This window comes from Halegenticoccus soli (assembly GCF_002844195.1).
Lineage (GTDB): Archaea > Halobacteriota > Halobacteria > Halobacteriales > Haloferacaceae > Halegenticoccus > Halegenticoccus soli.
In genome coordinates, this window is the sequence record NZ_PEND01000003.1 from 149,630 (window position 1) to 170,363 (window position 20,734).

Annotated in this window: 16 protein-coding genes and 1 pseudogene; 10 read left to right on the top strand and 7 right to left on the bottom strand. The window is 60.0% G+C overall.

Annotated features, from left to right (window positions below):
• Window positions 1-82 precede the first annotated feature (82 nt).
• Complete coding sequence (locus CNO20_RS09275; protein ID WP_101295874.1) at window positions 83-1,240, bottom strand: ABC transporter ATP-binding protein; 1,158 nt, start codon at window positions 1,238-1,240, stop codon at window positions 83-85.
• A 107-nt stretch (window positions 1,241-1,347) separates the two neighbouring features.
• On the opposite strand from CNO20_RS09275, the gene CNO20_RS09280 reads away from it, so the two are divergent.
• The 3 genes from CNO20_RS09280 to CNO20_RS09290 all read left to right on the top strand — a co-directional run bounded on the left by CNO20_RS09280 (window position 1,348) and on the right by CNO20_RS09290 (window position 4,756).
• Window positions 1,348-2,295: a carbohydrate ABC transporter permease gene (locus CNO20_RS09280; protein ID WP_233204048.1), complete on the top strand. Its 948-nt coding sequence runs from the start codon at window positions 1,348-1,350 to the stop codon at window positions 2,293-2,295.
• Between the two features lie 81 nt (window positions 2,296-2,376).
• Complete coding sequence (locus CNO20_RS09285) at window positions 2,377-3,303, top strand: carbohydrate ABC transporter permease (RefSeq protein WP_101295875.1); 927 nt, start codon at window positions 2,377-2,379, stop codon at window positions 3,301-3,303.
• A 127-nt stretch (window positions 3,304-3,430) separates the two neighbouring features.
• The gene (locus CNO20_RS09290) at window positions 3,431-4,756 is read left to right on the top strand and encodes a sugar ABC transporter substrate-binding protein (RefSeq protein ID WP_101295876.1); all 1,326 of its coding nucleotides are present in this window, start codon (window positions 3,431-3,433) and stop codon (window positions 4,754-4,756) included.
• A gap of 187 nt (window positions 4,757-4,943) precedes the next feature.
• On the opposite strand, the pseudogene CNO20_RS23710 reads toward CNO20_RS09290, so the two are convergent.
• Window positions 4,944-5,490 (bottom strand): annotated as a pseudogene (locus CNO20_RS23710) (aldo/keto reductase); the annotation flags it as partial.
• 119 nt (window positions 5,491-5,609) lie between these two features.
• On the opposite strand from CNO20_RS23710, the gene CNO20_RS09300 reads away from it, so the two are divergent.
• The 3 genes from CNO20_RS09300 (at window position 5,610) to CNO20_RS09310 (ending at window position 8,421) form a co-directional block, all read left to right on the top strand.
• Complete coding sequence (locus CNO20_RS09300) at window positions 5,610-6,056, top strand: hypothetical protein (RefSeq protein WP_101295877.1); 447 nt, start codon at window positions 5,610-5,612, stop codon at window positions 6,054-6,056.
• Window positions 6,057-6,171: 115 nt separating this feature from the next.
• Complete coding sequence (locus CNO20_RS09305; protein ID WP_101296186.1) at window positions 6,172-7,107, top strand: dihydrodipicolinate synthase family protein; 936 nt, start codon at window positions 6,172-6,174, stop codon at window positions 7,105-7,107.
• Window positions 7,108-7,212: 105 nt separating this feature from the next.
• A complete protein-coding gene (locus CNO20_RS09310; protein ID WP_101295878.1) occupies window positions 7,213-8,421 on the top strand; it encodes a mandelate racemase/muconate lactonizing enzyme family protein in 1,209 nt (402 codons plus the stop codon).
• A gap of 72 nt (window positions 8,422-8,493) precedes the next feature.
• On the opposite strand, the gene CNO20_RS09315 is transcribed toward CNO20_RS09310, so the two are convergent.
• A complete protein-coding gene (locus tag CNO20_RS09315; RefSeq protein WP_101295879.1) occupies window positions 8,494-9,168 on the bottom strand; it encodes a carbohydrate-binding family 9-like protein in 675 nt (224 codons plus the stop codon).
• A 423-nt stretch (window positions 9,169-9,591) separates the two neighbouring features.
• Between CNO20_RS09315 and CNO20_RS09320 the strand changes: the two genes are divergently transcribed.
• From CNO20_RS09320 to CNO20_RS09330, 3 genes are all read left to right on the top strand, one after another.
• The gene (locus tag CNO20_RS09320; RefSeq protein ID WP_101295880.1) at window positions 9,592-10,383 is read left to right on the top strand and encodes an IclR family transcriptional regulator; all 792 of its coding nucleotides are present in this window, start codon (window positions 9,592-9,594) and stop codon (window positions 10,381-10,383) included.
• Between the two features lie 109 nt (window positions 10,384-10,492).
• The gene (locus CNO20_RS09325; RefSeq protein ID WP_101295881.1) at window positions 10,493-11,560 is read left to right on the top strand and encodes a mannonate dehydratase; all 1,068 of its coding nucleotides are present in this window, start codon (window positions 10,493-10,495) and stop codon (window positions 11,558-11,560) included.
• 1,493 nt (window positions 11,561-13,053) lie between these two features.
• Window positions 13,054-14,493, top strand: a complete 1,440-nt coding sequence (locus CNO20_RS09330; RefSeq protein ID WP_101296187.1) for an aldehyde dehydrogenase family protein — start codon at window positions 13,054-13,056, stop codon at window positions 14,491-14,493.
• A 422-nt stretch (window positions 14,494-14,915) separates the two neighbouring features.
• On the opposite strand, the gene CNO20_RS09335 is transcribed toward CNO20_RS09330, so the two are convergent.
• Together CNO20_RS09335 and CNO20_RS09340 are read right to left on the bottom strand one after the other, a co-directional pair.
• Complete coding sequence (locus CNO20_RS09335) at window positions 14,916-16,022, bottom strand: zinc-binding dehydrogenase (protein WP_101295882.1); 1,107 nt, start codon at window positions 16,020-16,022, stop codon at window positions 14,916-14,918.
• Window positions 16,023-16,095: 73 nt separating this feature from the next.
• The gene (locus tag CNO20_RS09340) at window positions 16,096-16,869 is read right to left on the bottom strand and encodes an SDR family NAD(P)-dependent oxidoreductase (RefSeq protein WP_101295883.1); all 774 of its coding nucleotides are present in this window, start codon (window positions 16,867-16,869) and stop codon (window positions 16,096-16,098) included.
• A 104-nt stretch (window positions 16,870-16,973) separates the two neighbouring features.
• Here CNO20_RS09340 and hisD point away from each other — a divergent pair, with 104 nt between their 5' ends.
• Window positions 16,974-18,281, top strand: a complete 1,308-nt coding sequence (gene hisD, locus CNO20_RS09345; protein WP_101295884.1) for a histidinol dehydrogenase — start codon at window positions 16,974-16,976, stop codon at window positions 18,279-18,281.
• Window positions 18,282-18,439: 158 nt separating this feature from the next.
• Here hisD and CNO20_RS09350 read toward each other — a convergent pair whose 3' ends face one another.
• Together CNO20_RS09350 and CNO20_RS09355 are read right to left on the bottom strand one after the other, a co-directional pair.
• Window positions 18,440-19,018 (bottom strand): hypothetical protein, encoded by a 579-nt coding sequence (locus CNO20_RS09350; protein WP_101295885.1) that lies wholly within the window; start codon window positions 19,016-19,018, stop codon window positions 18,440-18,442.
• A gap of 44 nt (window positions 19,019-19,062) precedes the next feature.
• The gene (locus CNO20_RS09355) at window positions 19,063-20,622 is read right to left on the bottom strand and encodes a sodium:solute symporter family protein (RefSeq protein WP_101295886.1); all 1,560 of its coding nucleotides are present in this window, start codon (window positions 20,620-20,622) and stop codon (window positions 19,063-19,065) included.
• Window positions 20,623-20,734 lie beyond the last annotated feature (112 nt).

Below are 20,734 nucleotides of genomic sequence, written 5' to 3' on the forward strand. Positions count from 1 at the left end.
CCACGCGACTCATTCGGTCGAGGTGCGCGGAACGAAGGCGAGATGGCGACGCGGAGGCGCGAGTACCAAGCGTCGAAACCGGTTAGTCGCCGGTGGCTTCCTTCTGGTCAGGGGTGAAGTCCAACCCGTCAATGGTCTCCTCCTCGATGTCGGGGTTGTGCAGGGCATCGCCGGTCTCGCCGTCGAAGAGGTGGACGCGCTCTTCTGGAAGGTGGATTGCGACCCGCTGTCCTTCGGTCGCGTAGCGGGTCCCGGGCACTTCGACGATGCGCTCCTCCCCGTCGACATCGACGTAGATGTAGTTGATAGAGCCGAGCGGTTCGACGACGTTGACCGTCCCTGAAACGGTGTGCGGTCCGGGGGTATCGACGAGATCTGCACTCTCCGGCCTGATACCCAGGACAATCCGTTCCGCGTTATCGACGTCCGCCAGAAGACCGTCCGAGAGAGCGTAGTCGAGTCCGCTTCCGACGAGGCGGTCGCCCTTTCGGCGAGTTTCGAAGAAGTTCATCGAGGGTTCGCCGATGAACCCCGCGACGAACTGATTCGCCGGGCGGTGATAGCACTCGAGCGGCGTCCCCAGCTGTTGGAGTTCGCCTCCGTTAAGGACGGCAATACGGTCGCCCATCGTCATTGCCTCCGTCTGGTCGTGGGTGACGTACACCGTCGTAATACCGAGGTCCTGCTGGAGCTCCTTTATTTCCGTCCGCATGTGCGCGCGGAGCTTCGCGTCGAGGTTAGAAAGCGGTTCGTCGAGCAGGAACACCTGCGGTTCGCGGACGATCGCGCGTCCGAGCGCGACACGCTGTTGCTGGCCGCCGGAGAGTTCGCCCGGCTTGTCCGCGAGCAGGTCCTCGATTCCCATCATCGCCGCTACGCGCTCAACCCGGTCGTTGATTTCCGACGCCGACAGATCCGTCGTCATCTTCAGTCCGAACGCCATGTTCTGCCGCGCGGTCATGTGGGGATAGAGCGCGTAGTTCTGGAACACCATGGCGATGTCCCGATCCTTCGGCTCTTGCTTGTTAACCACTTCGTCGCCGATGCGGATGTTCCCGCTCGTCGGCGATTCGAGCCCTGCAATGCTACGGAGCGTTGTCGACTTCCCGCAGCCGGACGGGCCGACGAGAACGAGGAAGTTTCCCTCGTCGAGTTCGATGTCCAATTCCTCCACCCCGACCACTGGATTGGAGTGGGCGTTGTACACCTTCGTGAGACGCTCTAATTGTAAGGTCGCCATCTCTGATAGTGTGTACTGTCAACGGTTGACTAATAGATTTCCCTCAAGTAGTCGAAACTATTCGCACTACCACCAGATGTACGCGGCACGCGACGAAGGATTTAAGCATGACATACGAGAACACGGCTGTGATGTCTTCCGCACAAGCGGCATGGCAGGAGAAAGCACGCCGGATCCTCGACGAGGCCGACTGGTATACCCGGGAGACGTGGGTCGGATATGGGCTCGTCATCCCGGCGACCGCGCTAATGCTGGTCATCATCGTCTATCCAACTCTTCAGGCAATCTGGATCAGTTTCCATCAGCGGTCGTTCCTCCACCCGGAGCAGTCAACGTGGGTTGGCTTAGCGAACTACGGGCAGTTACTCGAAGACCCGGTGTTCGCGACAGCGTTCATCCACACAGTAATCTTCACCGTCGGGGCTGTCGGGGCGATGTACCTCCTCGGTCTCGGACTCGCCCTGCTGTTGCGGCACAACCTCCCTGGCCTCGGTCTCCTCCGCAGTCTCTCGATGGTGCCGTGGGTGATTCCGCCGGTCGTCATCGTCATTATCTGGACGTGGATGTTCCAGGTCGACTACGGCCTGGTCAATCTCATCTTGGTACAATTTGGCGGCCCGAACAAATACTGGTTCGGCGACATCAATTTGGCGCTCCCGTTGGTGATGATGCTCCGAGTCTGGAAGGACACCCCGTTCGTAGCGATCGCATTGCTCGCAAGCATGCAGTCAATTCCCGACGAATACTACGAGGCGGCACGAATCGACGGAGCCGGGAACCTCGAACAGTTCCGCTACATCACGCTTCCAAACATCTCCTACATCTCAATGGTGATGATCGTCATCGAGGTTATCGCGGCATTCAATTCGTTTCAAATGATCTACATCGCTACGGGCGGCGGTCCGGTGAACGCGACAGAGGTTCTCGGGACGTACGTGTACGAACAGGCGTTCGGTCAATACGTGCTTGGATACGCATCGGCCGTCGGCGTGGTGATGCTCGTCCTGCTCACCGTCTTCACTGCGATATACATCAAGCTGGAGAACACATCATGACCCAGACATACTCCCGACCCCAGATCCGACCAGCGCACAACCAGCCGACCGCTATCGAGACCCGCCCGACGGAGCGTGCCCATGGCGAGTGAGACAGGGCCGGAACTCAATCCGGATACGACCGGGGGACGGCTCCGCAGATACCTCAACGTCGAGCGGTACTTAGACGAGACCACGAGCCCTCGGCGTGCGCTCTTGGTATATGGTCTCCTCTTCTTGTACTTCGCCTGGTTTCTCGTTCCGGTCATCTGGCTTGCCCTCTCGACCGTCAAATCAGGAGCGATTATCCAGGCGGACCGGCTTATCATCATCCCGTCGGCGGAGCACTTCACTTTAGGACACTACGAACAGGTCTTGACCAATCCCCAGTTCATCCGACTGTTCGTCAACTCAACGGTCATCGCTCTCAGCACCGTCGTCCTGACGCTGTCCGTCGGTATCCTCGGCGCGTACTCGTTGAGTCGGTTTTCCTACCCCGGCCGCTCGGCGATCCTCGTCAGTTTCATGGCGACGAAGATGCTCCCGCCGGCACTCATCATCATTCCCTTCTTCCTCATGATGTACTCGTACACCCTCGTCGACACGTACCTGGGGATAATCCTCGCCCATTCCATCCGAGCGTTGCCGCTCGCGCTGTGGCTCCTGAAGGGCTTCTTCGACGACATCCCACAGGCGCTCGACGAGTCTGCGCGCATCGACGGCTGTTCGCACTTCCGGACGCTGGTGCACATCATCATCCCCCTCGCCCTCCCAGGTATCGCCGTTGCGGCGTTCTACACGTTCGTCACCTCTTGGAACGATTTCCTCTTCGTCTCCGTGCTCTCGCAGAGTGGCACAACGCGCACCTTACCGTTCGGCCTCTTCCTCTTCCAGAGCCAAAACAGTATCAACTGGGGTGCGACCATCACCGCGGCGACCATCACCGCGGTTCCCTCCATCGTACTGTTCGCCCTCGTCCAGAATGAGATCGTCGAGGGACTCGCCAGCGGCGGGATGCACGGCGAATAGTGGTTCCGGTCGTTTTTCGTCGGACGGACACGGCGCACGCGAGCAGCTATGGGTGGCGCGGCTCGTCGGGAACTGACAGACGTCGAACACAGTATTTTTATATTAACAACTTGTGATTGGAGTTAGCATGGGTAGAGATAGCTACAGTCGACGCCAGTACATACAGCTCGGGACCGCACTCGCCGCCGGTGGACTCGCCGGTTGTACCGACGGCACAGGTAAAGGCGACCAGTCGGGAGGCGGTGACGGAAACTCCGGCAATAAGGGAATCACCATTTGGACCGACGCATGGGACTCGCAGGTGAACAACCTGCAGAGCCACATCAAAGACCAGACCGGGGTGAAGGTCACCTTCAACGATATGCGGTATGACACCATCAAGCAGAAGTTCTTGACGGGTGCGAAGACCGGCACCCCGGACGTCGTCGAGGCCACGCCGAACCACAGAGGGGATTACGTATCGGCCGACCTCATCGAACCGCTGACCGACCGCGTCAACGAACTCGACTACTCGGACGACTACATCGGTCTCGACACGATGACGTACCAAGATGACGTCTGGGCGCTCCCCTACATCGGAAACGGCCGCGGGTTCGTCTATCGGCAGGACATAGTGGAGGAGTACGGGGAGATTCCGGACGACTGGTCGAAGTTCATTCAGATGGCTTCGGAAATTACGAGGGGCGAAGACGGCATGTACGGCTTCACCTTGACCAGTGAGAAAGGTAACACCCGGATGCTCCAGGAGTTCTTCTCGTTCCTCTTCCAGCGGGTCGACTCCATCTTCGAACCGAAGGGTGACGGGTGGGAACTAGCTGTCAGCCAGAAAGACTTCGGTCAGGTATTCAAACAGTACTACTGGGATCCATTCTACGCGACAGACCCGCCGGCCACGAATCCGAACGCACGCGGTATCGGGTCGCTCGAACACGACATCGCGTACGTGAACGGGAACTACGCCGCCATCTCCACCGGTCCGTGGATTCCCGGCGTGGCACAGGGGTCGGACAACTCGAACGCGAAGGCGATGGAGAACTACCGGGCGAGCGCTGCGACGCACAACCCTCGAATCGAGGGGGGTGAGAAGGGGACGTACATGGAGGTAAAGCCCATCTTCATGAATAAACACTCGCAGAACAAGGACGCAGCGTGGAAGGCAATCAAAGCGGGTACCAGCCCGGAAGGTATCAACATGTTCCTCAAGAACGACCCCGGCAACCTCCCGGCTCACAAGGACGTCGAGTGGAAGGGACCAGAAGAGACCGACAACCCCGACTGGGCGGGGTTCAGAGACGTTTTCAAGACGGGCAAGTCCTACGGCTTCTGGAGTGTGAGCAAGGTTTCGGACTCCTTCTTTGATCTCAGTCAGGCCGTCATCTACGACAAAACCGACCCGATGGAGGCCGGCAAGCAGCTGCACAAGCAGTGGTCGCAGGCGGCCAGTCAAATCTGAGACACGTCGACGAGCCAAACTTCGTTTTCCAGCAACGAGATATCAAAGACCACCATCTCAGAGCGTTGGCCGTGAGACCGTTCGAAAGTATCTGCCGGCGACTTCCAGTTAACCTTCTGACGCATGTCTGCGTCGGTACGCGTCCGCGATGCAGCGGACCTGTTCGTCGGAGAGAGCGACCTGTGCGGACGCGGTGTCTTGAGCCGCCACGTGCGTCGCTCGGCCAGAGCCCCGTCGCCAGCTGCCACGTGGTCCTCATACTCGCGCCAAGATAGTTGCTCTTCCCCTCGCGAATCAAATCGTCGAGAGTCGCGAGTGTCTCGCGGACAGGCGTCCGTTCGTCCCACCGGTGGATGTAGTACAGGTCGAGGTAGTCAGTCCCGAGTCGGCCGAGGGTTTCCTCGATTTTCGCTCGGATGTGTTTCCGAGAGACCTCGACCGTTCTCGGATTCGTGCTGTCCATCTCCCCGTACACCTTCGAGGCGAGGACAAACTGCTCTCGGTCGTGATCGACCAGCCACTCCCCCGCTGTATCGCTCACTCTCGCCGGGGGGAGACCCGTAGACGTTCGCCGTGTCGATGAAGTTGATCCGTGCCCACGCCGCGTCGAGAGGGTCGTGTGCCGCCGCGCGGTCCGTCTCGACTACGCCGTTCGTCTCCTTTGTGAAGCGCCACGTTCCGAGACACAGCTTGGACACCGTAGTCCCGGGAGACCCGAGGGTCGTATACTCCACAGTCGTCAAGCCGCACCCTCTGCGTAAAATAGCACGGACGGCGGCAACGGGGTTCGGCGTAGTGCGCGACGGTTCGCCGAGAGGGAACTGATTTAGGGCCGTGCCGTGAGACCACGTCCATGGAAAAACAACCCCGAAACCCGAGCGTCACGGGGCGGGCCCGTACCGGACGCAGGTACTGGTACGTGCTGGCCGCGCAGATCGTCAGCGGGGTAGTGGTGACGATCTACCTCGCTATCGCCGCGGCTCACGTGGTAGTCGCGCCGTCGGATCTTCTAACGGGTATCGTCCTCTCCGTGGCGAGCCTGCTGAGCGTGGCGGTGTACCCGTCACTGTTCAAGGACGCCATATACGTCAACCGGGAGCACGTCGAGTGGGAACCGCGCTGGTGGCAGTACGTCGGTATCGGCATCGGCGTCACCTTCCTTGCGTACCTTGCCGTGCGTACTGTTGGCCGCGACGAAGTCCTCGCGCCGGTCCTGTTACTCTTCGTCCTCATTGCCGTCTCGGCGGGCATCTCTACCGTATATCTCTACCGACGACACCGTGCCGTTGGCGTTCCGTGAATGCGGCGTCCTGGGACTGGGCAGCAGCCTCGATCAGGTGTCGAGGGCGGAGCAGACGGAAGCTCAGAGGTGGGCGTACGGTGGATTTATTAGTACTGCCTTGCGTGATAACACCATGCAACGGCAGTCAGAGCCGACGCAGCTAGAGGTCGGTCTACGCGATGTCGCGACGGGAATCCTCACTCCGTTTGGTGAGGAAGATGGGGAGATACGCTACGACGCGCTCCGGTCGAACGTGCAGGCCCTCTACGACGCCGGCGTCCGGACCTTCCTGGCTTGTGCGAACATCAGCGAGTACCACTCCCTCTCACACGAAGAGCGCATCACGATCACCGAAGAGAGCGTCGATGCGCTGGCGGCCGACGCATGCGTCCTCGCGGGCGCGGGAGGAAGCCTGAAGACGACTACCCGACTCATTGGGGCGTTCGAACGAACCGGCGTCGACGGCATCATGGTTATGCCGCCGATGCACGCGTACAAACATGAGCAGGGACTCCTGCGGTACTACCGTGAGCTGGCGGAGGTGGCCGATACGGGGATCATCCCCTATATCCGTGGATTCTCTCCGTCCGTCGAATTCCTCGCAGCGCTGACCCATATCGACAACGTGGCCGGAATCAAGTACGCGCTGGACGACATTGTAACGTTCCGCGAGGCGATATCCGCGGGGAGCGACGACGTGATCTGGGTGGCGGTCACCGAAACGCTCGCTCCTGAATTCTACATGGAGGGCGCTGAGGGCTTCACAGCCGGCGTCAGTAACTTCCGCCCCGAAATCGGCCTCGCGCTCATGGAGGCGCTCGAAGCGGGCGACTTCGAGCGCGCGAAGGAGATACGAGACGTAACACTCGAGTATCAGCGGTTTCGGACCGAATGCGGGCACGATAACACCTTCGACGGGGCAGTCAGCATTCCGGCGGTCAAATACGGTCTCGAACTCGCCGGACTCACGGGCGGTGCGGTCCGACCGCCGCTGGTCGAACTCTCGCATGAGGATAAGGCGCGAGCCGAGGAGATGTACCACCGTATCGAGGCGGCCGACGTTCCATGAGTCCGGGCAGCTCTGATATCCGAATCGGCGCTCACTGGCTACAGCGGGTGGTGAGATCTATCGATGGGACACCCTCGATGACGATGGAATGGAGGACCAAGTGATATGGAAGTTCGTTCAATAACTGCAATTCCGCTCTCCCACTCACTCGGCGAGGGACAGGGACTCGGTGGCGCGCGAGGAATCACACAGTCTCGGTCGGCCGCGCTCGTCCGCATCGAGACGGCCGACGGGACGGTCGGTTGGGGGGAGGCCCTCGCACCGCCCCGGTCGGTCGCAACTGTCGTCGACGAAGTACTCGCCGAGCGGGTCCGGGGCATGGACCCGTACGACGTCGAGACGCTTACAGCCGACATCTACGTCGACGAGTACCACTTCGGCCGCGGCCCGCTCATTCACAGCGCGGCGAGCGCCGTCGACATCGCACTGTGGGACATACTCGGGAAGGCGACCGGGAGACCGGTGTCCGACCTCCTCGGGACGTCCAGCGCGTCGGCGTTCCTCGGCGGCGACGATCCGACCGAGGTGATCCCCTACGCCTCGACAATGTACATAACCGAGTGGGACGAAGACCCAGCAGCGCCGGTGCGAGCCGCGGCGGACGAGGGATTCACCGCAGCGAAAATCAAAGTCGGGCGAAACGTCGCGGACGACGTAGAGCGCGTCGCCACGGCGCGGGAGATACTCGGGGACGATGCGCATCTCATGGTCGATTTCAACGGGAACTATCGCCCGAAACAGGCCGCCCAGGCGGCGACAGCGCTGGAACCGTACGATATCACCTGGATAGAAGAGCCGGTTCCGCCGGAAAATCTGTCGGGATACGCCGAACTCAACCGATACACGAGCATCCCGCTGGCCGCGGGGGAGGCGCACTTCAACCGATTTGAGTTCAAGCGGCTCATCGACGATCGACACGTGGACATCGTCCAGCCGAACGTGACCCACTGCGGTGGCCTCTCCGAAGCGCGGTTCATCGCGAAATTGGCGGCGACGGAGAACGTTGCGGTGCTACCGCACGTCTGGAACGGCGGTGTCGGTCTGGCAGCGGCGCTCCACTTCGCTGCCAGCGTTCCGAGCTACCCGCACGCAGGGAGTCTCCCGGAGCACAAGTTGTTCGAAGTCGACCGAAGCAAGAACCCCCTGCGGGATGAACTCCTGTCGGATCCGCTTGACCCGACGGGCGGTACCATCTCGGTCCCACGTGGTCCAGGACTCGGCATCGATGTCGACGAGGCCGCGGTCGAACGATACCGAATCGACCGAGGAGACGAGCGCGCCCTCGGCGGAACCAAGGTAGACGGTAGAGGATGAAGAGACAAACACCCTGTAGACGGCGCGTCACAGCCGGCATCAGTACGATCACCAGGGAATCATTGCGAGTACTCACTGGAATCGGAGTCGTCCGAAACACTCGGGGCTGTGGAACTTCGGTTCGTCCGTGTCAACCGGGTTCCAGGTGACCTCCTGCGACGGTGTCTCGACACCCGTGCGGTGGAAGTTCGCCCGCCAGACGGATCCCGTATCAGGCGTGAACGGGAGACCAGTGAGGGCGCGCAGGACGGCGAACGGAATCTCGGCGGCCAGCCACCACGACTCGTCGTCTGCGGTCGGTTGGCGCGTCGGCCCCGGTTCGGACGCCGCCACGCGCACGTCGGCGGCGAGGGACGGCGTCACGAGATCACGGTCGAGTCCGCGAACCTGCCACCCTCGTTTCTGCCACGCGAGTTTAAACGTTCCACAGCAGTTAGCCTCGAAGTTGAGGTAGTGGTTCGGGTGACGGCTAGCAGGGGTAGCGAAGAACTCGACGCAACTATCCTCGAAAGTTGGACCGTTCAGTTCGGTGACGCTCGCCGAGATGGACTGGTCCTCGACGTGAAACAGGAGATACAACGCCTCGGCGTCGTAGAGCGCCCTCGCTGTAGCTTCCAGTTGCGGGCCGGATTCGTACCAGTTGAACTCGTTGAGCGTGGCGACGGCGGTAGCTTCCCACGGGGTATCGCTGACGTCTCCGGTGAGCGGAACCTGTCGGTCGGTTCGCTCCACATCGTAGGTCTTCATACGCCCGAACGGTGATGCGGCCGGGTACTAAACGCTTCGCCGGAGGAAGGACGATGGCGGCTTACCGGTCACGTGTCGCCCCTGCGTTCTTGGGAGGGGAACGTCCGGGCAGGAGAAAGCGGCGAAAGTGTGGCATTCGTCGACGGGCCGACACGTATATTCCCCTCACGGGAACACGTGCTACTCGTGCCTCCCTGCTGAATCCCGGTGCAACCTCTCTCACCGCTCGGAGGTACCAAGCCGGGGTGTCGAACGCCGTCACCGGTTCACAGACCGAGGTTATCACCGGAACGGATTTGGAACGTTAACGCGGAAATGCAGGTGAAACGCCACGAACGATTTCGTCGGCGACCTTCGTTGTAGCTCCCAGCCGTTCCCCTACTAGGAACAGAATTAAGTAACTGGGATAATGTCGTACGAAGCATGAACACGAGCACAGATATCGACGAACCAGCCCGACAGCCGCGGACGATACGGGGGGTGAATATCTCGTATCGCATCCTGGAAGCAATCAAATCGCTCAACGGTGCGGGCGTCTCGGAGATCGCGTCACACGTCGGTCATTCGAAGAGTACGGTCTACAGTCACCTCACCACGCTAGAACAGAACGAAATTATCGTGAAGGAGGACAACGAGTACCGGTTCGGCCTCCGGTTGCTGAGCTTCGCGGGGCGGGTCCGCGACCAAATAGGCAACTACGACATCATCACGGCCGAACTGGACTCGGTCGCCGAGGAGATGGACGAAGTCATCCAGTTCGGCCTTGAAGAACACGGGCGGGTGAAGTACCTCTACAAGGCCAGCGGTGAGCGTGCGGTCGTTACCGCATCGCGACCCGGGTCCCACTCGCCGGTCCACTCTACGTCGCTCGGCAAGGCGATTCTCGCCCACCTTCCCGAAGAACGCGTCGACGAAATCATCCGCGAGCGAGGGCTGCCGGCGCGAACACCGAACACGATAACTGACCGTGACAACCTTATGGAGGAATTGGCGACGACGCGTGAGCGGGGGTACGCCCTCGACGACGAGGAGAATCTCGAAGGAGTACGGTGCGTCGCGGCACCGGTTATGAATGGGGACGACGTGTTCGGCGCGGTGAGTATCACCGGTCCGTCGCATCGGTTCTCCCACAGGCATCTCGAACGCGAATTCGCCGAACTCGCCCAGGAGACCGCGAACGTCATCGAACTCAACACCAAGTACTCATCGTTGTGAACGCAGAAGTCGACGTTTCGTGCCCCTGATCGGGCCAGGATGTTGACACCACTCACACGGGTGGGCATTCATCCCCCTACTATTTGTCCCTCCATGGACATCGGTACCCATGAACAGGAGCACTGCGACGGCTGAGGCGGCTACCGACGCGAACGTTCGCGTCGGTGTTCGGACGCGAGCACTCTCGAAACCTCGACTTCAGTACATTAGACAGCTAGGCGCAACCGATATTTTCGTCGACCACGCCGACACGGACGAAGAGCCGGACGAGTTCAACGATCGAGACGGCACCGACACGCTCTCCGTCGGCCGGGATGCAATACCCACCGTCGCCGAACTCGATGCGGCCCGTGAGCGCGTCGAAAGCGCGGGGCTCACCCTCACCGGCATCCAGTCACTCCCATATTCGTTGTACGGGGACATCATGTTCGGACGCGACGGGGCAGAGGAAGCGCTCGACCAGATTACGACGCTCGTGCGCAATCTCGGCGAGGCAGACATCCCGATTCTGGGCTACCAGTGGAACCCCCGCGGGGTGGTTCCGATGCGGACCGCGCCGGTCGAACTTCGCGGCGGCGCGGTCGGCACCGGCTTCGACCTCGACGACCTCGACGATCCGGACGGCCTAGCCCCCGGTCTCGATCGGGCGTACACCGAAGCGGAGTTTTGGGAACACTACGAGTCGTTTCTGAAAGCCGTCCTGCCGGTCGCCGAGGAGGCAGGCGTCAGACTCGCGCTGCACCCTGTCGACCCGCCAGTGCTTGAATCGCTCGGAGGCATTCCGCGGCTGTTCCGAAACGTCGAGAATTTCGAGCGGGCGATGGACCTCGTTCCGAGTGATAACCACGGACTGAAGCTCTGCCTGGGCTGTTTCTCGCAGATGGGCGAGGACATAGACGCGGTGCTCCGTCGGTTCGGCGAGCGCGATCAGATCGTCTTCGTCCACTTCCGCGACGTCGAGGGAACCGTCCCGCGATTCAATGAGACGTTAGTCGACGAGGGGAACTTCGATACCAGCGAGGCCGTCCGGACGCTCCACGAAATCGGCTTCGACGGTGTCGTCATTCCCGATCACGTCCCGAAGGTCGTCGGGGACGACGACTGGCGACACCGTGCCCGAGGGTTCACTGTTGGGTACCTTCGAGGTGTCATCGACACGGTGCGTTCGGGGAACTAAATCGAGGAGCGACGCCCTACAATCGAGTTCCGTCGTTTGACTGATTGTATCTGTCGCATCCCGTTCGAGTAACCGTGTCCCGCTGCTGCTCTTCGGTTCCGCCCTTCTGCAACTCGAGATAGGTGTCGCCCAGCGGCACCCTCGGCGGTCCTCGAACCTTCGGCTCGAATAGATGTCTGTCAGGTCACTCGCTGGTTGCCGGGGTTCGCCCTACAACCGTCGAAGAGCGAGCGTAAGGACTAGGCGGGCTACCTCCTGCCACGACAGACGATTTAACCGCCGATGCCGACAGAACGGCTCTGTCATCATGTCGGCTCTGTCTCCGTGCTCCAAGAGGCGCTCACTCTGACGAGCGTGATCCAGCTCACACCCACGTCAGCGCGTTCACCGATACAGGACGAATTACTCCCCGAGGAGAAAGACACCGGAGCCGGCGAAAAGCCAACGCCGAACCGTGTGTCGCTACCATCTTCCAATAAAGACATTAGTGGTGAGAAACTGGATGTCGAGTATCTAATTCGCCGAGTTTGCACTCTGAAAACGCGTAGCACAAGTAATTACTCTCTCACGCGGTCCTGTGCACCGATGACGAACCGCTTCGAAGCCATAGTTACAACAGTATAGCTGTAATCACTACCGAGAACAAAGAACCGGAACCGGCCGTCATGGCTGTTCTCTACAAGCAATCCGCCACTGTCTGGGAGTTTCTGCATTCGGCTAGTTTTTTGGATTTGTTTTGAGTAAGCGCCGGGACACTCACAAGTGAGGTGATTGCGGTAGTACCGCGTCGCTTGTTCAGTCTTATCGGACACCAAAGTTTCGATCTGACGAAGAGAGTCATGGAAAACGTTGCAACATTCGTTTATTCTCTAAGAAGATTTTTGATACTGCTCTATATCCATCAACGATATGGCCGCTATTACGCTCGATCTAGTATACTTCCCATTGATGGTATCAGCCTTATACGTTCGTCATCAACGAATGCAGGGACAAAGCTTGTCGACTGCAGGGATTTTACGCTACGCGGGCAGGGAGGTCCCCGAGTAGGCGCGGTTTCCTCTGCGGTTTCTGTCGGGTCGAAATAAAGGACAGCGTGCGGTAAGACGTTCTGCGAGGTCTGCGACCGTTTAGGGAAGTGGCCGCGGTCTATCTCGGAATCGGCGAACCGCTTCGACACTGCGATAAGCTGTCTGTCCACGGCGTCGACACGGATTGGTGCATTCTAAGACCTGAATCTCTCATCGTCTGCACCCAAAAGAAAAGCAGCTCTCATCCGTCACGGCACCGCCCAGTTCTCGGCGGCGGTGGAGATGTGTCTCGGTCTACTATCCCCCACGATCGTCGACCAACACCTCGAAATCAGTATTCTCGACGCTGAGCGTCTCAACGCCGAGTGGTTCGTCGCCCTCGTTGCCGGAATCGCGACGCTTCCAGCGTCCAATTGTCGGGGTTCGAGGATAAGGTTCATTCACTTGCTCCTGAATACGAACAGTATGTCGGAGACAGACGTATACGGTCTGCTAATAGACGGCGAATCCGTTCCCGCAGCGTCCGGAAAGACGTTCACCACCTACGATCCAGCGACTGAAGAGCCACTTGCTGAGGTAGCGAGAGGAGCGGAGGCGGACATCGACCGTGCGGTGGAGAGTGGACGAGAGGCGTTCGAGAAGTGGCGGACGACTCCACCGGAGGAGCGTGGTCGACTACTCACGCGCCTCGCCACGGCGATCCAGAATGACATCGACCGCCTAACAGAACTCGAGGTGCGGGACAACGGCAAACCGCTGTCGCAGGCCCGAGCCGACGTCGAAGGCTGTGCACGCTACTTCGAGTACTATGCGGGCATCGCGGACAAAATCCACGGCGACACCATTCCGCTGACGCACGGCTATACGGACTACACAATCCACGAACCGCTTGGCGTTACGGGACAGATTATCCCGTGGAACTTCCCAATCAACCTTGTCGGCCGGACCACTGCGCCGGCACTCGCAGCAGGCAACGTCGCAGTCGCCAAACCCGCCGAGGAGACGTCGCTTTCGGCGTTGGAGGTCGGAAAACTTGCCGTAGACGTTGGGTTTCCCTCGGGTGTTCTTAACGTCATCCCCGGCTTCGGCGCGGAGGCGGGGGCCGCCTTAGCAAGCCACCCCGATGTCAACGGGATCAGCTTCACGGGGTCAGTTGCGACCGGGCGGCAGGTCGCCAAGCTCGCTGCGGACAACGTTACGCCGACCCACCTCGAACTCGGTGGAAAGAGCCCGAACGTCGTCTTTCCCGACGCCGACCTTGACGTCGCACTCGACGAGACGATCAAGGCGATCTTCGGCACCAATGCGGGGCAGGTCTGCTCGGCCGGGTCGCGACTTCTTGTCCACAAGGAGATCCACGACGTCTTCGTAGACGAGCTTGCGAAGCGGACTGCCGACCTCTCGATCGGGCCGGGGAGTGACGACCCAAACGTCGGCCCACTCGTCTCCGCCGACCAGTATGAGAAGGTGCAGAAGTACGTCAACATCGGTCGAAGTGAGGTCGGCGATCCGATTGTCGGCGGCGACGCCCCTCACCGGAACGGGTACTTTATCAGGCCGACCATCTTCGACAACGTCGACAACGGCATGCGTATCGCCCAAGAAGAGATCTTCGGGCCGGTTTTGAGCGTTATCGAGTTTGAAAATGATGACGAGGCGATCGAACTGGCGAACGATGTCGACTACGGACTCGTTGCCGGTATCTTCACCACCGACGTCGGTCGCGCCCACCGCTTTGCACGTGATGTCGACGCCGGTCAGGTTTACGTCAACGAATGGTTTGCGGGCGGCGTGGAGACGCCTTTCGGCGGGTACAAGCAGAGCGGGATCGGTCGCGAAAAGGGGCTCGAAGCGATCGAGAGCTACACGCAAGTAAAGAACGTCTGCCTCAAGATCGACCAATGATGAAGCCACCACGGACGACGCACGGTCAGTACTCGACGATCAAGCGTTGGAGCGCACCGAGATACGGATCAGAACGGACGATGGGTGCTGTGACGGGAGGGGGTCGCGGATGGGCGTGTCCGACAGACTCAGGACACATGGCGATCGGACCGGTACTATCGACAGGGTTGATGTGGTGACGCCGTCCCGCCGTTGGGACCACGACAAGCATACGCTCTCACGTTCGGTATTGCTGACGTGGCCGGCGTTGGATCGTTGTTTGATGTACCACACACAATCTGACTGACGGTCAGCGGACGGCGACGCGAAAATGAGGCCTAAAAGACGCTGTCATCGATATTCGGGCTTTAAGACAAGTGCGTCGTGTGATGATGGATGCCTCCAGGTGTCCCGGTGCGACCATCGGGCACCCACGATCGTCCTCAGTGTTTGTGTTCTGGGATCAGCGTCGCCCGAGTGACCGCACGGCTGTCAGATTTATGGAGCGCTTCCTCAACGTCGTCCAATGCAAACTCTGCGTCGATCAGCTCGTCGTACGGGTAGCTGTCGCTATTCTCGTCGAGAAAGTCGAGCGCTCGGTGGAGATACCAGGGGTTGTATCGGACAACGGAGGTGATGTCGATCGACTTACGGGTGAGCGCTCCGGGGTCGAACTGCGTGGTATGACCGGGACTGACGTTCCCCATCTCCAGATAACGACCCCCATCGCGAAGCAGGTGGATCCCCTCGGCGAAGGCGGCTGGCACGCCTGCTACTTCGACAGCCACATCGGCACCGATGCCGCCAGTGAGTTTCCTGACACGCTCGCTTCGGGCTTCAACTGTGTCGTACTCTCGGAAGTCGACGACGTAGTCGACGCCGAACTCGCGGGCCCGTTCGATTCGCCCGTCGACCCCCTCAACGACGATCGTCTCTGCGCCCTGCTCGTTCGCGTACGCGATCGCGTTGAGGCCGAGGCCGCCTGCACCTTGAACGACGACCGTGTCGTCGTACTCGACGCCTGTCTCATCGAGACCGAACATGACCTGCGAAAGCGCACAGTTCGCGCCCGCAGCGATACCCGGATCGAGTCCGTCCGGGACCTTGTAGAAGTACTGGTCGGGATGGACATAGTAGTGTGTTGAAAAGGTGCCGTGAAAGTGCGGGGGCTCCTCCGGAGGCTTTGACCAGTAGCGATAGGCATTCTGGCAGAGGTGGAACTGGCCCGCCTGACAGGAATAACACCGCTGGCAGGTGATGTAGTAGACGGGCGCGATCAGGTCGCCCACCTCGATCGGCTCGCCGGCGTAGTCGGTTGTGACGCCGTCGCCGAGTTCGGCGACACGACAGAGCACCTCGTGACCGAGCACCCCCTCCTTCACCTGCGGGTGGTGTCCCCGCCAGATGTGCAGTTCGGAACCGCAGACGTTCGCGCGTACGACCTCGGCGATCAGAGCGCCGGGTTCGGGTTCCGGAACCTCGTACTCTTGGGTCTCCAGCTTCTCCGGCTCGTCGAGGTAGATGAGCCTACCGGTGGGACGAGATGCCATAGCGTCTATCCCCTATCGACCCTCATAAAAGTACTGCTGGGCGGTACCATGGCTCACTCCGGGACGCTGCCGATTAGTACCAGACCGTGCCCGCGTCCACATTGATGTCTTGCCCGGTGATGTGTCGCCCGCGCTCGCTCAGCAGGTAGGCGGTCAACTCGGCGACATCGCGAGCCTCGACGAGGGATCCGAGCGCCGCCGTGTCGGTGAACACGCACGCTTTCGCCTCCTCGTAGGTGATACCTCGACGCTCCGCCTGCCGCTCGATAACCCGTTCGATCCGGGGACCGCGGGTCGCGCCGGGACAGATCGCGTTCACCCGAACGCCATCCTCGCCGAGTTCGAATGCGAGAGTTCGCGTGAGTCCGATTACCGCCATTTTGGCGGCCGTGTACGGGGTACGGTGTTCGAGCGGCCGCTTCCCGCTGATCGACGAGATATTCACGACGGCGGCCCGGTCACTCCGACGGAGGTGCGGCGTGGCGTGTTTAACCGTGAGAAACATTCCAGTGACGTTCACGGCAAACGTCCGGTCCCACGCCTTGCGGTCAACTTCCTCAACGGGGGCCGTCGGTCCGGCGATGCCGGCATTGTTCACCAGCCCGTCGAGCCCGCCGAAGGTCTCGACCGTCTCCTCGATTGCCGCAGTAACCGATGCTTCATCTGTGACGTCGGTTCTGACGGCGAGGGTGCGGGTCGGTTCGCCGATCGCTTCAGCCGTCTCCTCAATCCCGTCGCTTCGACTCGCCAGCGCGACGTTGGCCCCGGCCTCCGCCAGTGTGACTGCGATCTCCCGGCCGATACCGCGACTCGCGCCGGTGACGAATACCGTGTCGTTCGATAGCACGGTAAGGGGTGTGACGAGGAGTTATAAATGCATTACGAGTCGCAGAATCGACCGACGAGCAGGATTTATCACGTGACCTACCGACAGACAGTGTGAGGACGAGTATGACAGAAGGTGTCACGTACTTCAAGGAGACAGAGAGCGAGTCGATCGATATCGACCAGGAAGTAACCGACTCCGTCCGGGACATCCTCTCGGAAGTCCGACGACGGGGTGACGAGGCGCTCCACGAACTCACGCGGCGGTTCGACGGCGTCGAGCGGGAGGATCTCCGAGTGAGCGACGAGGAGATCGAGACCGCCGCGGAGGCGCTCTCCGACGAGAAACGGGAGGCGATCGAGAGCACGATCGCCAACGTGCGCGAGTTTCACGAAGAACAGCGAGAACACATCGAGGGGTTCGAACGGGAGTTCACCGAGGGAATCAGGCTCGGCCAGCGCATCGTTCCCGTCGAGTCCGCAGGGACATACATCCCTGGCGGCCGCCATCCACTGGTCGCAGCGCCTGCGATGTCGATCGTGCCGGCGAAAGTTGCGGGCGTCGAGACGGTGATCACGTGCGCGCCGCCACAGGAGGACGGAAGCGTCCAGCCGGCGCAGCTGTACGCGATGGATCGAGCCGGCGCCGACGAGATATACGCCGTTGGCGGTGCGCAGGCGATCGGTGCGATGGCGTACGGCACCGAGACGGTTCCGGCGGTTGCGAAGGTTACTGGTCCAGGGAACGTCTTCACGACCGAGGCCAAGCGTCAGGTGTTCGGCCATGTAGGGATCGACTTCCTCGCCGGCCCGACGGAGATTCTGATCGTCGCCGACGAGACTGCCGATCCGGACCTCGTCGCGACTGACCTACTGGCGCAGGCAGAGCACGACCCCAACTCCCGGCCGGTCCTCGTCTCGACGGACGAAGACCTCGCGAACGCGGCGATCGATTCGGTCCGCGAACAGCTTCCGCATTTACGGACCGAGGAAACTGCCCGCGAGTGCTGGGAGACCAACGGTGAGGTGCTCGTCGCCGACACTCTGGACAGCGCCGTCGACGTCGCAAACGACTACGCCATTGAACATCTGCACCTAATGATCGACAATCCGCGGTCGATCGTTGACGACCTCCACAACTACGGGTCGCTCTTCCTCGGCGAACACTCGCCGGTTGTCTTCGGCGACAAGGCGGTCGGGACGAATCATAGCCTCCCGACGCTCGAAGTCGCCCGGTACAGCGGCGGGATCTGGGTCGGAACGTATCTGAAGACACTCACCCACCAGCAGGCGACGGCCGAGGGCGCAGCGCGAATCGCCCCGCTCGCGGCGAAGATCTGCGAACTGGAAGGCACGCACGCACACCAGCTTTCCGCGGAGGCTCGAATCCCCAGCGACATCCGGAACGACGGGACGGAGGTCGAAGACGACTGAGGCGGGAACAACCTCCGAGCCTGACCGCCTTTGCCTCGGAACGACGGTGAGAGCTTTCCCGTCGTTAGCTACTCGCGCATCATAGATATGGGTTCGTATGTAACGGTAGACGATCGGACTACGTCGATCATTCGAGCTGCCCGGTTCCTATCAGATTATCAGTATTTCTCTTGATAAACTTCCTCGTAGTATCCCTTTATAGGCTTGAGTGAGACGAGTTCTTCCACCTGTTTGGTGAGCCCGCTGACGGCGAAACTATTGGCCACTGTTCCGTAGTCCACCACCCAGTACGGAACGTATATGAGTTCCAGCTCGTCGAGGGAGAAATCTGGACGTTTGAACGGGCGAAATCGGCGATCAACGTACGAAAAAAGCCAATCCTTCCACTCTTCTCTGGCTTCGTCCGGCGTTAACTCCCGGGCGATCACCTTGTCAGGATCCGCTTCGACGGTGTTCCGTGATGGTAGTTCGATGTCTATTTCGCCGACACGACCGGTCACAGCATCGATGCCGACGAGGAATTTCTGGGTTCGATCGCTTGTGAGGTAGTGATACAACTCCACGGTCGTGAAGGCGATGTAGTCAGGATAGTAGACGATCGAAACATCGAGAGGTTCCTCGGAAATCCCGAGCAACGCGGCCGCCCTCGCTCGCAGAAACGTGCCAATCGTAATTCGGTCAGCGCGAGCGACCGCAGTTTCGGCGTCAAGCCGCGGGTCGAACGTCCGAATCTCCATCGATGGATAACACGTCTCTGCGATTACTTAGTGATTGGCGTCACTCAATCGTCGCTGGTACCTCCGTCGGGGGTTACTTCTCGCTCGGGTCGGAACACGTCGTCGAGGTGGCTTTCGGGAAGCGGTTCGGTGAACTTGCTAATCAGGTAGGTGAGGAAACACGAGCAGACAAATCCTATAGCGGAAGAGGCAAACGGATTCTCATTGTAAGGATACCACCCCTCGTAGAGACCAAATTGTGGCCCTAAGTGGATGACGAAGTAGATACCGAAAGAGACGATAAACGCCACAAGAGCGGCCATCTTTGAGGTTTCCTCGCGGAACGTACCTATGAAATACGGACCGCCGTAGGCCGCGATGATGCCGCCGATGCCGACCCACAGGAGAATCGCCAGGTATTCGGGCGGCGTCATCACGGCGGCTACAGCCGCGATCGTCACGACAATCGTCGAGACCCGCGAAATCCACAGCGCTCGCTGATTCACCCGATCACTGTTGGGGTCGCCTCCCGTCCAAGGGACGTACGACTTCCGATAGAGATCGTTGGCGAAGATCTGTGAAACCGCGATAATCAGCCCGTCGGCCGTAGAAATGATCGCGCTGAGAATCGCCACACCGAGGAACGCAGCCAGTATCGGAGGGAGGTTTTCCACGAAGAGCATCGGAATGATTGCGTCGGGATTTTCGATTTGAATCCCCTGGGCGCGTCCGAGAACACCGCCTAAAAACATCAACGGCAGTGCCATACCGATAACTGCGGCGACGCTCATGAACTTCTTCATGTACTGTGTCCCTTTGATCGCGAAGAACTTGTTACCGAGATGAGGGAGCGCGGTAAAGCCGATGTGTGCGATGAACAGAAGGAAGATTACCCACCAATTCGCGAACGTCGGGTTAGCTGGATCCGTATGGGAGTCCCACTGCATCTCAGCGGGCAGCGCGGCGTTGACTCCAGTGATGCCTCCATCGACTCCCCACCCCGTGACGAACATCACTACGATCAGAACCGTAACGCCAACCATGATAACGCCCTGAACCGCGTCGGTGATGATATCGGCGTGTGATCCCCCTGCGGTCAAGTACAGGAGGAGCAACCCACCGGCAACCCAAATCGCCAATTCATACTGCAAGCCGAGAATGGTGTCGAACATCCATCCTGCTGCAGCGATTTGCGCCATGATGTAAAAGAGCAAAAACAGCGCCAGCAGAGCGGCTAAAAGGCGCAGCAGTGGACTCTGATAGCGGTCACCGAGGAAATCGGGCACTGATTGGGAACCGAATCGATCACCCACCTTCTTGGTGATGCGAGCGACGAACAGCATCCCCAGATAGATACCGATGGGATAGATAAGAGCATAGTATCCGGCCTTGAAACCCATTCCATAGGCCATACCGGGGATGCCCATGAACGTCGATCCGCTGGCGACTGTCGCCGCGTAGGCGAAGGCCAATGCGAGAAATCCGAACCCTCCGCGGGCGGTTGCGTAGTCGTCCTGAGAGTCCGTTCGTTTGTATCCTAAATAGCCAAGACCGATCATCAAAAGAATATATGCGATGAGAAAGCCCCACCCCCAAGTCACGATTGTCCTCTCAACCTCGACCATTAGTGTCGACCTCCGTTACCGTTCATCGACGCTCGTTCTTCTTCCCTCGTTTGAAGGAGATCCTCCATCTTGGTTATCCACAGCGCTACGAATACGAAGTACGCGATCGTCG